8 protein-coding genes are annotated in these 14736 nt (G+C 62.8%); all 8 read right to left on the bottom strand.

Annotated features, from left to right (window positions below; genetic code table 11):
- Positions 1-18: 18 nt before the first annotated feature.
- The 8 genes from JM946_RS27975 to JM946_RS27940 all read right to left on the bottom strand — a co-directional run bounded on the left by JM946_RS27975 (position 19) and on the right by JM946_RS27940 (position 14430).
- A complete protein-coding gene (locus JM946_RS27975; protein ID WP_203170734.1) occupies positions 19-1284 on the bottom strand; it encodes a cytochrome P450 in 1266 nt (421 codons plus the stop codon).
- A 141-nt stretch (positions 1285-1425) separates the two neighbouring features.
- On the bottom strand, positions 1426-2241 hold the full coding sequence (locus JM946_RS27970) for an SRPBCC family protein (RefSeq protein WP_203170733.1): 816 nt from the start codon (positions 2239-2241) through the stop codon (positions 1426-1428).
- Positions 2242-2417: 176 nt separating this feature from the next.
- The gene (locus JM946_RS27965) at positions 2418-3728 is read right to left on the bottom strand and encodes an FAD-dependent oxidoreductase (RefSeq protein ID WP_203170732.1); all 1311 of its coding nucleotides are present in this window, start codon (positions 3726-3728) and stop codon (positions 2418-2420) included.
- Positions 3725-4609 (bottom strand): outer membrane lipoprotein-sorting protein, encoded by an 885-nt coding sequence (locus JM946_RS27960; protein ID WP_203170731.1) that lies wholly within the window; start codon positions 4607-4609, stop codon positions 3725-3727. Before JM946_RS27960 ends, JM946_RS27965 begins: the two co-directional genes overlap by 4 nt.
- Before the next feature lie 35 nt (positions 4610-4644).
- Complete coding sequence (locus tag JM946_RS27955) at positions 4645-7227, bottom strand: efflux RND transporter permease subunit (RefSeq protein WP_203170730.1); 2583 nt, start codon at positions 7225-7227, stop codon at positions 4645-4647.
- A 133-nt stretch (positions 7228-7360) separates the two neighbouring features.
- A complete protein-coding gene (locus JM946_RS27950) occupies positions 7361-11095 on the bottom strand; it encodes a beta-ketoacyl synthase N-terminal-like domain-containing protein (protein ID WP_203170729.1) in 3735 nt (1244 codons plus the stop codon).
- A 1-nt stretch (position 11096) separates the two neighbouring features.
- On the bottom strand, positions 11097-12842 hold the full coding sequence (locus tag JM946_RS27945) for an aminotransferase class III-fold pyridoxal phosphate-dependent enzyme (protein WP_203170728.1): 1746 nt from the start codon (positions 12840-12842) through the stop codon (positions 11097-11099).
- A gap of 10 nt (positions 12843-12852) precedes the next feature.
- Positions 12853-14430, bottom strand: coding sequence for a hypothetical protein (locus JM946_RS27940; protein WP_203170727.1), 1578 nt, complete (start codon positions 14428-14430; stop codon positions 12853-12855).
- Between the last annotated feature and the right edge of the window lie 306 nt (positions 14431-14736).

The raw sequence follows: 14736 nt of genomic DNA, 5'->3' as shown, positions 1-14736 counted from the left end.
ACCGGTCGGGCACATGACCTACACGCTGACTGGGATATGCGTCGCGCCGCGCAGGTTGATCCGGCCGTTCCAGCGCACCCGACCGGACAACGCCAGTTTGGGGAACCTGCTCACCAGCCGGCTGATCGCCACCCTCCCCTCCAGCCGCGCGAGCGCGGAGCCCAGGCAGTGGTGCGCGCCGACGCTGAACGACACGTGGTGGCGCGCCTGCTCGCGGTCGAGCCGCAGCACGTCGGCGTCCGGGCCGAACGCCCGCTCATCCCGGTTGGCCGAGCCGAGGCAAGCGATCATCATCGCGCCGGCCGGGATCTCCCGGCCACCGACCTGGTACGGAGTGAGGGTGATCCGACGGGTCTGGTGGGTGGGGCTGTCGTAGCGGAGGAACTCCTCGACGGCGTTGCCGATGAGGTCCGGGTTCGATCGCAGCAGCGCAAGTTGGTCGGGGTGGCGCAACAGCGCGATGACACCGTTGCCGATCAGGTTGACGGTCGTATGGTGACCCGCGACGAACAGCAACAGGATCTGGGCCACCAGCTCGTCGTTGGAGAGAAAGTCGCCGTTATGGTCTGCCTGAATGAGCGCGGTCAGCAGGTCGTCGGCTGGGTTGTTTCGCTTCCACGCGATGACCTCTTGCATCATTCCGGACAGCTCCACCTCGGCTTCGACGATCGACCTCATCACGTCGGGATCGGCGACCGGCTCCAGCGCGATGACCAGCGTCTCGGTCAGCTCGAGCAGCCGCTTGGGATTGGTGTCCGGCATGCCGAGCATCGTAGAGATCACCGCGAACGGCAACGGGAACGCGAGTGCGTCGATCAGGTTGACCGAGCCGGTATCGGCGATGCGGTCCAATGCCTCGTCGACCAGCTCGGTCACCATCGGCTCCAGCGCGGCGATCGAGCGCGGCGTGAACACCTTGCCCACCAACGACCGCAGCCGGGTGTGGTCCGGCGGGTCGCTGTCCAATAGGCTCACCAGTTTGACGGGCGCGTTGGCGATGAGTTTCTCGTACTGGTCGCGCATTGGGCCCGGCGCGAGGTTGCGGTCCGCCACGGACAGTCGGGCGTCGCGCAGCAGCGCGGAGACGTCGGCGTGCCGGGACACGAACCAGAACCCCATCGGGTGCTCCTGCACCGGGTTATTGTCGCGCAGCATCCGATAGTGCTCGTACGGGTTCTCGTCAAACCCCGGCAGGAACGGGTTGAATAGTTCCGGAGCTGTCCCTGTTTCCTGGGGCATCCAAGTTTCTTGGGCCGTCTCGATCTCTTGGGTCGTCTCGGTCATGGTCTGGTTCCTTCCGGTCATGGTCTGGTTCGGTTCACAAGACCGGCTGCAATTTGTTTCGGTAGATGCGCGGGCGGACAGCCCGTACGAGCCGATAGGGCGCGAGTGTTCAACAGGCGCGCCCTACCCCACTGTTCGAACTCAGGGGCCGGGGGCCGTCTGCAGAGTTGCCTGCGAGAATTCGCCCGGGCGGATGTCCTCGAGGTCAACTATGTCCACCTTGGCGTTGACGTACTTGTCTTCCAGCAGGCTCGACCGCAACGTGGTCGCGAAAAACTTGTGACTATCGTCGACGAGGGTCAGGTTCAGGAGGGGGTACGGCAGGAAGCCGACGTCCGAGAAACCAACGTCCTGGATCAACACCACTTCCGTCTTGCCGTTGGGCATCGGCGTGTAGGTCCATTGGTTGTGAATCCGCTCCAGCCGTACGACGCCGGGCGTATGCGGCAAGCTGTTGGGCATACCCACCACATCGAGCGTTACCTTCTTGGTCGCCTTGTCCTGATGGAATATTGTCGAGATCAGCAGCTCTCGATCGGCGAACGGTCCGGGTATTTCCACGCGCCACAGATCCCTGTCGTAGCCTCGGGCCGGGTTGAAGTGCATGATGCGCTTGAAATCCACGCATCCGGGAATCCATTCTTTGCAAACCTGCAGAGTGTCGCCGACGCCGATATGCTGCGAGACCAACTGGGTCAACGTGTAATCACCTTCCATCACCGTCCGCAGCTTCAGCATCGCGTCGCCCGGTGCTTTCATGACGTAGACCTTGATGCCATCCTCATCCTTGGCGAGTTTCCATTCGGCCGAACCGGAGGCCACCCACGTGAAATGCGCGATGAGCGCCGCCATCACAACCAGGCTGAAGACGAAGTAGATTCTCTTCCAGAGCGGATCCTTGATCTTCTTGGGGACGGCCGCCTTGTCTGTGGTCGTGGTATTCGCTACTTCACTCATGTTGTCACTCCTGTTGTCTTCCTGTTCTTGCGATGGGCTGGGTGATGGAACACGAGCGCCGCTCGTGGGTGGCGGCGGCAGGCCGACACGGCCTCCGCTTCGGCGGGCGCGTTCCGGGTTTGGGTCAAAGATGTCGGCGAGATAGTTCGCCAGGCAAAGCAGGTGAGTGGCGGCCGTCAGGCAGCGACGATCTCCGCTTCGGCGTGCGCGTTCCGGCTTTGGGTCAAGATGTTGGCGAGATACTTCGCCAGGCAAAGCAGGGTTAGTGTCGGCGCGACGCGTCCGTTCTCCGGGATGAGCGAGCCATCGCAGACGTAGAGATCGCGCACGCTGGTTTCGAGATTCGCGTCGACATCGCTGCCGATGCGCAGCGTACCGAGAGCGCCGCCGGAGAACATTGGCGCCTTGAATACGTCAACGGCACCGGCGCGTTCCAGGATCGCCCGCGCCGCCTGCTCGCCGCGAGCGAGCTTGTCGAAAACCGCGGCATCGAGCGTCTTGTGGTATCGACCATCGGCGGAGAGCCCGCCGCCGACTTCGTCGTGGGCCATCACTGTGACTCCGATGCTCTCGGAATACGCGAACATCCGCGTAACCTGCATGTACTGCAACATGAACATGCGGAACGGCAGCTTGTGGACGTTCGCGTCCTTCAGGACGATGCCCTTTTCGAGCGTGGCTTCCATGGTGCCGCAGAAACTGTCGATGCCGCGCAGGCCCGGGACGCGCCCGAACAGCGTAAAGCTGGGATCGATGTAATAGCCGCCGGCGGCAACATGCTGCAGCCCGCTGCCGCGCAGAAGTAGCGGCGACGCCAACGAGCCCGCGCAAACAACGACCCGCTCCGCCCGGAACTGGACGGTACGGCTGCGGAACGCTCCTTCCCTGATCCGGCATTCCACGCCGACCGCGCGCCCGCTCTCGATCAGTACCCGTTCCGCCAGGGCCCCGCACTTGAGCACTGCGCCCTGGCGCACGGCTTCGTCGACGAAGGCCAGCGCCTTCCACTTGGCATCGTACGAGTAGACGCCGTTGCACTTCGACTGGTCGATCAGCATCAGCTTCTTCTTCCAGTCGTAACCGAGCGCGATGGCTGCTTCCCGCACCCTGTGCGCCTGCGGGCTCATGAGCGCGTCGGGCATCTCGGCGAGCGGGACCTGTAGACGGATCGCATCGTAGGCGGGCTGCAGATCGATCCCGAGCGCGCGATAGGCATCGATCGGCGGTTCGTCCATGACCGCCATAAACATCGCGCTCGAGCCGCCTGCAGCGTACACCCTGGCGTCCTTGAGCTGATCGGCGACAGGGACCTCGTTGAACATCGACCCGAGCGTCCAGACCGTCTCCTTGAGCGGGAGATATTGTCCCCGCTCCAGGATCAGCACCCTCTGCCCGCGACCACTGAGTTCGCGCGCGATCACGGCTCCGGCGGTGCCGGAGCCGACCACGATGCAGTCGTAGCTTTCGCAGTCTCTGAACAGGCTCATGGCTTGGCCGCCGCCTGCTGCGTCCCGACCTTTTCCTGGGTCAGGTACTTGCGGTAGAGCTGCATATGACGCTCGCGATAGGCGAAGTCGGTCAGCGAGCGCTGGCTCAGAAATTCGTCGTCGATGTCGACGTTGAGCACGACATCGGAGTGCTCCCAATGGGTGATCCGGCGCTTGGTGAGATTGTTCATCACGGCCTTCGTGGCCATCCAGACCTCGCCGAACTGTTCCACCTCCAGCACCGAGTACTGCTTGTAGTGCCTGCCGGTACGATCGTAGAGGTCCTCCTTCAGCACGATGAAGCGCTCCTTGTCGACGTAGGAGACGATGCGGCCGTAATAGGAACGCTTGCTGCGGCTGGCCGTCGGGGTCAACTCGATCTTCCAGACCGGGCGACCACGATGGGTGTCCTCGCCAAGCATCTCGTATGTGTAATCCCTCACCTTCTTGACGTCCGCGTCTTCGGCCGACACTTCCGAACCGAACACGGCTCCGCTCTCGCCGCTGTCGGCGACGGACACGATGCGCCTGACCTTGCTCAACACGGGCAGATAGACCCAGAAATCCGTGGCCTTGTCGTCTTCAGCGTATCCCCAGGAGAGCATCGCCGTGTTCTTGTCGCTGATCGGCTGGATGATCACGTCCAGCCCCTTGTTATCGTTGTCGCGTCGTCCCGGGGGACGATGGCTCTTGCTAAACGACTCGAAGATCACGACGCGCGGCTTCTCGGCGCAGGACAGTTTTCCGCCGCTGATGCTGTAGCGGCAGGTCGAGAACTTGACGAGGCGGACCGAAGACGAATAGCTGTGATTCGTCGCATCGTCCACCTTGATCATGATCTCGCGGGCGTCCTGCGCGAGGGATGCCGTCGGGGCGGCCACGAACAGCGCCGCGAGGAAAATACGATAAGCGAATTTCATCCAACGACTCCTTCTTCAACTCCGGTTTGAACTCCAGCAGCAGGACCCGGTCGGTGAGCAGGCGCATGCTCCTTCTTGAACGTCGGTTTGAACTTCAGCAGCAGGGCCGGCAGCAGGAACAAGTCGTTGAGCAGTCCCATCAAAATCGCCAGCGCGCCGAATTTGCCCATATTGGATGTGCCCGCCGCGGAGGCGATCGCCATGATGCCGAAGCCCAGGCCCAGGATCAGCGCGGTGAACACCACGCCAGGGCCTGCTTTTGCCATGGTCCGCTGCAGGGCGGCATTGACGTCGCCGTCCTCGGCGAGTTGCATCTGGTAAGTCGAAATGAAGTGCACGGTGTCGTCGATCGAGATGCCGATGACGATCGGCGCGAGCATCATCGTGAAGAAATCAAGGGGAACTCCGGTGATCCCGAGCACGCCCAGGGTGAGCAGCGCAGGGATCAGATTTGGAATCAACGCGATCATTCCGACCTTGAACGAGCCGAACACCAGCAGCAGGATCACGCTCACCACCACGAGAGCGATGCCGAAAGTGATGACCTGGTTCTCGGTGATGTACTGGGCCGCCTGCATCGCCAGCGCGAAGATGCCGGTGATGGACACCTCGGCGTTGGGATACTTCGTCTTCAGCTTGGCCATCATTTCGTCGATGTCGGCGCGCATCTGCTTGAAGACTTCGCTGTACTCGTACGACCCGTAGCTGTGCAGCGAGATCTTGATGTTGGCCTTGCGGTAGCTGTCGTCGACCAGGCGCTGGCGCTCGCTCGGATTCGCGTTGTTGAACAGGAACAGCGTTTGCGACAGGGTTTCGCGCGTGTCGGGGATCCGCTCGTACCCCGGTGCGTTGCCATTGAGCTTCCGGTTGGCGTCCTTGGTCACATAGGCGATGGAGTTGGTCATCACCACATACTTCTGGTACTTGGTCTCGAACTTCTTCTGCAGCTCGTCCATCGCCTTCAGCACGTCCGGATCCTGCAGGGCGAAGTCCTGCTTGAAATCGAGGTACAGCACCATGGCGTAGGCGCCCATCATGTGCTCGTCGGCGACCTTCACGCTCTGCGTGAAGGTCGAGTCCTTTGGATACTGGTCCAGGATCTGCGAGTCGATCTTCACCTGGGTCGCGCCGTAGATGGAGACCGCGAGTACCAGCATGAAGGGAATGATGAACGCGACTGGACGCTTCTCCACCAGCGGGACAACCTGGTCCAAGGCCGACCTCAGACGCGGCAGCACATCCAGGAAGCGCTTTTTCTCCGGCGTGGCGGCGATCACCTTCTTCTTCGACACCGTCGGCCAGAAGTCGATCAGCAACGGCAGCAGGTAGAAGGTCAGCAGCAATGCGAACAGGATGCCGAGGGTCGACATGATCGCGAAGCTCTGGATCGGAACGACCGGCGTGATGTTCAGCGCCATCGTGCCGGTCATGTTGGTGAAGCCGGTCAGGAGCAGTGCCACGCCGGCGAACTTGTAGGTTCGGCGCAGCGCATCCTGATGGTCGATGCCGGAAATGCGCAGGCGGGTGTAGCCCGTCAGCACGTGCACCGAATCAGCGACACCGACGGTCAGGATCAGCAGGATGGTGAGGATCAGGAAACCGGTGACGGTGAGTCCGAGCCACCCGGTGACGCCAAGCGTGAAAACCGTGCTCAGGATGACGGTCAGCATCGACCACACCACGGCCGACGTGGAACGGAACAGGAACCACAGCAGCATCATGATGATCGCGAACGCGGCCATGTAGAGCATGCCCATTTCTTCGGACATCTTCACGTCGTGCTCGGCGGCCGCGGTGTTGCCGACGGCGTAAAAGTCGAACTGCTTGGCGTACTCAGGCTTCTCGAGGATCTTCTTGATTTCTTCGAACAGCTTCAGGTAGTCGGCCTGGTCGGTCGGCTTGAACTCGACCGGCTTTTCCTCGCCTGGCGAGGCGGTCTGATCCAGCGACAGAACCGTTTCATCGGTGACCTCCTCCGCGTCGACCGGGATGGCGCCGAAATCGGTTTCGATATAAATCCCGCCGTACTTGTGATCGCGCGAGAAGAACTGGAGCGGCAGCTGCCTCTCGGCTTCGGCGATCGCCTTGATCTCGGCGATCGCTTCGGGCGAGGTGGGCACCGAGTCGCCGACCAGGGGCCTGGAAGCCAACACGTCCCCGTCGACCGTCAGCACCGAAGCGTTCACCAGCGTGTCGACCTTGACGATGTGTCCGAGCGCGGATTCCTCGCCCTCCTTGAGCCTGGCGCGGAAGTTGATCAGCTCGTCCTGGATACCGCGCACGGCTTCCAGCGAAGCCGGCGAAAACACGTCCCCGTCCTTCGCCTTGTAGACGATGTAGACGCCGTCCTCGCTGCCGAACTGCGCGTGGTAGCGGTTGAACGCGACCAGTGTCGGGTCTTCCTTGTGGAACCAGCCCTCGATGGTCATGTCCATGCGCAGCTTGCCGATGCCGAAGATGCTCCCGGCAAGCAACGCAAGGAAAACAATGCCGACCAGCAGGCGCCTCTTGCGCAACGCATCCGGAATGTTTTCGAAGTGCTCGGACAATCGGCTTACGATTCTTTCTATAACGGACATGAATTCACTTCCTGTTGGTCAATGTGTTTGCCCAGCGGAGGTTCGACGCGCCTGAAAAGACAGGCGGGTTGGGGTCAAAGCGGCGATGCGTTCCGGGTCCAGCCCGTGCCATCGGTCGCGCCAGGCCGGCGGTTTATTGAAAGATCTTCGCGATCACCGCACTGCCATCCGCGCCGACGACGGACAGATGATCCGCGTCGACATCGATGCAGACGGGAGGCTTGGCCAGGACGTCATTCCATCCCAGTGACGGCGGCTGGTCGCCGTTGCTGCGCGTCCCGCGGACGACCACCGTCTCGCAAGCTTCCGGAAGCTTTTTCGGGCGGTAGCTGCGGCAGGCCTTCTCGTTGGCGAGCGAAAGCCGATAAGCGAGCATGAAGTTCTCTCGGGGCATCCAGAATCCGTTGCGCTGGACGAGATCGAAGAGATAGTCGGCCCACCGCTCCTCGGGGATTGCGCGGAATTCGTCGGCATCCATCTGCCACTTGCCGCCGAGCGAATTGATCAGGTTGGCGAAGGACTCGCAAATCTCATCCGAGAGACTGCGGACGGACGATCCCGGGCAGCGGCAATCCACCAGCACCAGACGCTCGACCGCGACGTTCTTCTTGAGCAGCTGATGCGCCATCTCGAATGCGACGACTGCGCCATTGGAATAGCCGAGCAGGCTCAGCTTGCTGCAGTCCCGCAATGCCGCAAGCGTGGCGATGTTGGCTTTGGCCATCGCGCGTATGGAACCGAGCGGTTCACGCTTGCCATCCAGACCAACCGCCTGAAGCCCGAACATCGGGCGCACGCCCTGCATCGCACGGCTCAAAGTCCGCAGCGACAGGATGCTGCCGTCGGCACCCGGAACGGCGAAGACCGGTGTTCCCGACGCACTGGTCTGCATCGGCACAAGGTCGTCGGCGACCGCGTCCCGGCTCACGAACCATGTTTCAAGATCGGTTTTCGCCGCCGTGGCCAGCCGTAGCAACTTCGAACGCGAAACGACGGCGGACGCTTCGGCTGTACCGACGACGTGGATACGATCGATCTTGGTCGGATAGCTTTCGGCCAGATGGCGGCCGAGACGCTCGATGTTAGGGTGATTGAACACGACGCTCGGGGAGATGTTCTCGCCAAGCAACCCGATGAGTTGTTGGATCAACGAGGCCATTGCGACCGAATCCAAGCCGAGCTGAAGGAAGTCCAGGCCGATATCGACGTCCGCGCGCGGTACACGCAGCAGCCCGGCGGTTTCCTGTGCGAGGAAGAGCACGATCTTGTCCACTGCATCGAGCGTTTCGGCCTGTTCGCCGTCGGCGAGTGCATTTACGAAACGCCATTTGCGCGCGGCCTTGCGCGCGTCACCGCCGTCGTGCTCGCTCTTTGCTTTCTGCGGCCTTGCCACGGTGGGGATCTCCACACGCGACGGCGTACCGGTGTCGTCGAAATCGAGCCAGTAGCGGTCCTTGGCGAACGGGTACGGCGGAATGTCGACCAACTGCGGCAGCGCTTGCGCGTTGCGCCGACGTGTCAGTACCACCTCGCGCCAATGACGCTCCCAGGGCATATCGATGCCACCGACCCACAGCAGCGCGATATCTTTCAGCATGCCTTGGCGCAGGTTGTCGAGCAGCTTGTCCTCGCCGATCTGCGACTTGATCACTTCGAAGACGCGTGCGTTGTCGCCCTCCTGCGGGCCGCCGATGAAGATCGAGCCGTTGCCTTCCACCGGCTTGTTGCCAGCCAGATGCTTGGCGGCACGCGCCAACGCTTCGGTCAGTTCCTTATGGCTGGCGGCGATGATGGCGAGCCGATGCTGCATAGGTACGGTCGCCAGCTGCATGGTGTAGGCCAGGTCCTCCAGCGGCAGACGGCTGGCGGAGAAGGCCAACGATTCCTGCAGGGATTCACGCGTAAGGGCCAACGATTCCTGCAGGGATTCGCGCGTACGTGCCGAGAAGACGAACAAGTGGCGGCCGCCCTGCTCTGCGCGCGTACCGTGGTCGGTGCGGTATTCCTCGAACAGCAGGTGCACGTTCACGCCGCTGTCGGAGAAGGAGTTGACGCCCGCGCGAATCGGTTCGTCGCCGCGGCGCAGTTCGTCGAACGGCAGCGGGCGGTCCGCGATATACAGCGGATGCGCCCTGGATTCGATGTCGATGAAGGTGTTGAGCGTCTTCTTGGTGATCGTTGCGGGGAACTGCTTGTGGTACAGAGACAGCGCGACCTTGATCGCGCTGGCCACACCGCTGGCCGGCTCGACATGGCCGATGTTGCCCTTGATGCTGCCGAGCGCACAATGCTTCTCGCCGGTGGCCGCACCGAATGCGTTCTTGATGCCTTCGAACTCGAAGGAATCGCCCCACTTCGTAGCGTAGCCGTCGACTTCGATGTAGCGGACCGAATCCGGCGCGATGCCGTGTTTCTCGTAACATTCGGCGATCACCTGGGTGATGGCTTCGTGCTTGATCTCCGAGATGAAGCTGGCACGGCCGCGGTTGTTCTGGTGGGTCGCGACGACCTTGGCGAAGATGCGGCGGTTGTCGCGCTCGGCATCGTCCAGCCGCGTGAGCACCAGCAGGCCGACGCCTTCGCCGCGGGTGAAGCCATTGGCGGCGTCGTCGAACACGCCGCAGCTGCCGTCGGGTGACAGCAGGCCGTAGCGCGCGATCGCCGCGTAGTCGCCTTCGAAGAGATTGAGCGAGACGCCGCCGCAGATGGCCACATCGCACTCGCCGTGTGCCAACGATTGACAGGCGCGGTGGATCGCAAGCCCGGACGAGGCGCAACTGGCGTTGACCACTTCGCTCGGGCCCTTGAAGTCGTACAGGAACGAGATGCGGTTGGCGAGGTAGTAGATCGGGCTGGACGAGCTGAGCGCCGGAGCGTTCGGGATGCGGTGCAGATTACGACGCAGGTGATGCTCGTATTCAGCGTACTCATAACCGAGGAAGAGTCCGGTGCGCGTACCGCGCAGCCTGTCCGCGCGCAGGCCGGCGTTCTGCAGTGCGTGGTAAAGCGCCTGCATCACCAGCCGTTCCTGCGGGTCGCACAAGCGGGCTTCGTCTTCGCTGAGGCCGAAGAAGGCGGCGTCGAACCGATCAACCTCCTCGATCAGCGCGCCCCAGCGCGGCGCGGTGTCGACGTCGGCAGCGCCCCAACGGTTTCGCTTCAGCGGCGCGATCAGCGAGCGCTGTTCGAGCAGGTTGTGCCACAGCGCTTCCGGTGTCTTGGCATCCGCAAACATGCAGGCCATGCCGACGACCGCGATCCCGGTGCTGCCGGTCGGCAGCGCGACCGCCTGCACTTCGGCGAGCTCGGCGCTGCGCTCGTCGACGGACAGACCGTAGTGATGCGAAAGTACGTCGGCGTGGTACTCCAGCAGATGATCGATCAACGCTTGCTTGGATGCGAAGCTCACGCCGTGCAGGTCCAGGCCGTATTCGTCGCGAACGAAGGCCAGCATGCGACCGAGCCCCCGTGCCCTGTCGGTGCGCGGTTGGCGCCGCACCTCCGCACCGTGGCGCGGGGCAGCGCCCGCGGCGGCCCGTGCTGCCGATGGCTTGGCCGCGGCGGGAGAGGCTGGCTGTGCGGCGGCGGTCGGCTGCGCCTTCGGCACCGGCGCGGCCGGGGCCTCGTTCATCGAATCGATGAAGCCGGCCAGCTCTCTGATCGAGTTGACCGCCGTCAGCTGCGCCGGCGTGATCGACACCTTGAGCTGTTTGCTCAGGTTCGTCATCAGCTCGATCGCGATGATCGAGTCCATGCCGAACGAATCGAAGTCAGCGTCGACGTCTAGCCGATTTACCGGGATTTTCAGCGTGGAAGCGACCGTTCTCGCGATCGTGTCCAACAATGGCAGTTCCGCGACAGCGTTCATCTCAAGCTCCCTGATCTTCTGCCAACGCGAGGTCGGCGGCGAGCAGCGCCCTGAGGCGCTCCATTTCGTTGCGGGGTGACGCGTTGCTGGACTGAGGAGGCGCGAGTGCTGCGGTTTGGGGCAGCTGTGCGGTGTCCTGCGTCGGTTCCTGATCGGGTTCGCGGAAGAACCCGCTGCGCTTCAGGTTCGACATGCTCGCCTTCACGCCGGCGATCACCGCCTCGATGTCCTCGTCGGTGTGGGCCGTGGTCAGGAAGCAGTTGCCTTGGATGTTGGTCTCCACGCCTTCCATGCGCAGCAGGATGAAGAACAGCGCTTCGGTCACGCCCCAGTAGCTGTCGACGAAGCGGAAGCGGAACAACGAACCGAAGGTGTCGATGACCACCGGCAGGCGCTCTTCGCGGAAGAACGCATTGAGTGCGTCGGCGAGATCGGTCGTTTTACGGTTGAGCCCCTGCTGGAAGCAGGCACATGTGCCGTCGGGCCCGGTTTCGGCGCTACGTTTCTTGATCTCGCCTAGCACCGCGAGCGCGGCGGCGATCTTCAGCGGGTTCTGCGAATGCGTGCCCGCCATGCCGGTGCGCTTGGAACTGGGCATGCTGTCGTCGTCGAACCGCCAGGTGCCGCCGTCGACCAGATCCATGTACTTCGCTGCGCCGGCGATGACCCCGGTCGGCAGCCCGCCGCCAGGGATCTTGCCGTAGGTCGCCATGTCCGCTTGGATGCCGAACAGCCCCTGCGCGCCGCGATGGCAGACACGGAAACCGGTGATCATCTCGTCGAAGATCAGCGGGATGTTCTTCTCGATCGTCAGCTGGCGCAGCGCCTTGAGAAATTCCACTGGCTTCTTGTAGGGATGGCGCGATTGCACCGGTTCGACCAGCACGGTCGCGATCTCGCCGGCGAGCCGCTCGATCGTGTCAAGCGACGCCATGTCGCCGTAGTCCAGCACGATGATCTGGTCGGCGAACTCCTGCAGGATGCCCGGCGCCAGGGGAAAGCTGTTGCCGGCGAGGTCCCTGGTGGCCGCCACCGCATCCGAGAGGCCGTGATAGCTGCCGTCGAAAAGAACGATCTTCTTGCGGCCGGTCGCCGCGCGCGCGATGCGTACCGCGAACATCACCGCCTCGGTGCCCGATTGCGTGAACAGCGCGCGTTCGTGGCCGGTGATCTCGCAGAACAACTTGCAGGCCTGAAAGATCATGTCGGAATAGCCGACCAGCGGGATGCCCTGGTCCAGGCTGCGCTTGACCGCGTCGATCAGAAAGGGTGCGCGGTGCCCGAACAGGTTCACGCCCATGTCGCCGGAGATGTCGATGTACCTGTTGCCGTCGGCGTCGTGGACGTGGGCGCCATCGGCCTTGGTATACGTGATCTGGAAGTGGAGCTTCTTCAGATCCTTGATCAGGTGGAAGGCGCGACGCTGGTCGACGAAGTGGACCTGGTGTTCGAGAACATTGGCTTTGGACTTCGGCACGAAGCTGTCGTACTTCTCGACGAGAGCGGCGATCCAGGCGCGGTGCTCGTCGGTGAGGTCGCGCTGGTCGAGCGCCCTCAGGGGCCGCGCCGCGCCCTTACCGTTGTGCGCCGGCGTGATGCCGTCCGCACGGCGGACGATCGCCAGCAGCTGCAACTGCGACTCCTTGTCCAGCGACTGGAACAGGCGCATGGCGTCCTGCTTGTCGATCTGCTTCGACAGGATTCTCTTGGATACGTCTTCAACGGTCATCTGCATGGCGTAGTCCATCGCGCGGTCGCTAGAATTGATATTGATATCGAATGACGAACTGCTTCTGGTCGCGATATGGCCAAGTCCCACTACGTTCGTCCCGTTCGTCGGGAAAGAACATTTCGAAATAGACCGTGGAGTTGTCGTCGATCAGGTAGGAACTGAGGAACCTGTGCCGGAAGCTGGTGTACGGCTCGGTATAAATGGTGAGCCAACTCAAGGTCAGGTCATCGTTGAAGAAGCGGTTGCTCACCAAGCCCACCAACGAGTATTCGTCCTGCTCGCGTCCCACGATGTGGTCGCGCCAGTCGAGCAGGCGGCTCCAGACGACTTCGGCGCTGTAGGTCAGCGCCCGGCCACCTGGCGAATAATCGAAGCCGAAGGACGAATCGAACTGGTCGCTTTCGACGACCCCCAGGTCGCTGCTGTCGGCCGAGCGCGCGAAGAACGCACGCGGCTGTTTCACCGCCACTTCCGCGCGCAGCAGCAGGTTGTCGATCGCGATATTCGCGGTCAGCCCGTACATGCGAAATCTTTGCTGGCGCACCAGGTAATCGTTGTCGATCAGCCGCGCCGCCATCAGGCTGATGTCGCTCTTGCCGAACGTGCGCTTCCACCGCGCTCCGAATTCGTAGGTGCCGGCGTCGTCCCAGTCGTCGTCCGGCTCACTGCTGTCGAAGGCGCCGGGGATGTCGTACTCGGACCCGCGGTCCGGATACTCGTTGTAACCGGGCTGCGGTACGAAGAACGCGGTCCACTGGCCGGAGTCGCCGAAGTTGTCCATGAGGAGCATCGACTGACCGACGCGGGACTCCTCCAGCGAGATGAAGAAGAACTCGGCGCTGTTGCGGGGACTCACTTCGTCGGTGATCGCGCCGCCCTCCGAAACACCCCATGGCAGGATCTGATAGCCGAGCCGGATACTGGTGTTGCCGAAGCTGCTCTGCAGATAGGCTTCGCGCGTGACCAGTTCGCTGAAAAGATCCTCGTCGTTTGCGTTGGCGCGGTGGTCGTTGCTCCAGTGCAGATTGAGCTTCGTATCCAGGCGGAGATACAGATTGCTGGTCAAGGGCTTCGAATATTCCAGCCGGACAGACGACCGGTTGTTCACCACCCGCTGCGGCGTGGCGAACTTGTACGACGTTTCGTGCTTCAGGCTGACGCGCAGTGGATCCAACCAGGCCGCGAGCGGATTGCCGTCGTCCGTCGTGCCTGCGGTCGGGTCCTCGCCATCCTCGGTCGCGAGCACCGGTCCATCGGCTTCCTGATCGATAAGATCCAGACCCTCTGGCGAGGGCTCGTCAGCGGCAGGCGGTGCCGGCGCGCCCTGGGCATTGTTCCTACCGTCGTCCATGTTCGGATCGATGTCGATTTCGAGGTCGTCGAGGTCGGCGATCGTGTCGGTACCCTGCTCCGGCGGCGATGCGGCAGGGATCTCGTCATCGCTCGCGATCGGTGCCGCGGCTGGGGTCTCCGCGGGCGGGTCGATGAGGACGCCTTCGAGGAAATCGCTGTCCGGATCGGGCGCAGGCTCGGTCTTCGGCGTCTGCGCACCGGCGCCGAAGGCCACCCCGAGGGCCAGCAGGGAAATCGCCACCGACTTCATCGATCGCGCCTGTAGCGAATGTGGGCGACAGCCCGGTTCGCGCGCCTCGTGCCTGGGAGAAATACGGTCTTCATTCAGGTCTCGTGCGCCTTGTAGATCTCGACCAGCCCATCTTCTGAATCGACACCCAGGTCGACACCCAGGGACGCCCGCGACGCTCAGCCCTGCGGCGACGAGGCGATCGACGCGCAAATCGATTCCAGCAGGGATTCGAATCCGTCCTTGGCCGCATACCAGCGATTCCATGTCTTCGGGGAGGCTGAAACGCGATCCCCTTGACCTCGGCGGGCAGCTAGGCGGCGTCGC

Origin of the sequence: Steroidobacter gossypii (assembly GCF_016801985.1) — a bacterium.
Lineage (GTDB): Bacteria > Pseudomonadota > Gammaproteobacteria > Steroidobacterales > Steroidobacteraceae > Steroidobacter > Steroidobacter gossypii.
This window is presented reverse-complemented; position numbering and strand designations above follow the sequence as displayed.

Excerpts from the sequence above, each read along its gene's own strand:
- JM946_RS27975 (WP_203170734.1), bottom strand. The coding sequence starts at position 1,284 with ATGACCGAGACGACCCAAGAGATCGAGACGGCCCAAGAAACTTGGATG.
- JM946_RS27970 (WP_203170733.1), bottom strand. The coding sequence starts at position 2,241 with ATGAGTGAAGTAGCGAATACCACGACCACAGACAAGGCGGCCGTCCCC.
- JM946_RS27965 (WP_203170732.1), bottom strand. The coding sequence starts at position 3,728 with ATGAGCCTGTTCAGAGACTGCGAAAGCTACGACTGCATCGTGGTCGGC.
- JM946_RS27955 (WP_203170730.1), bottom strand. The coding sequence starts at position 7,227 with ATGTCCGTTATAGAAAGAATCGTAAGCCGATTGTCCGAGCACTTCGAA.
- JM946_RS27950 (WP_203170729.1), bottom strand. The coding sequence starts at position 11,095 with ATGAACGCTGTCGCGGAACTGCCATTGTTGGACACGATCGCGAGAACG.
- JM946_RS27945 (WP_203170728.1), bottom strand. The coding sequence starts at position 12,842 with ATGGACTACGCCATGCAGATGACCGTTGAAGACGTATCCAAGAGAATC.
- JM946_RS27940 (WP_203170727.1), bottom strand. The coding sequence starts at position 14,430 with ATGAAGTCGGTGGCGATTTCCCTGCTGGCCCTCGGGGTGGCCTTCGGC.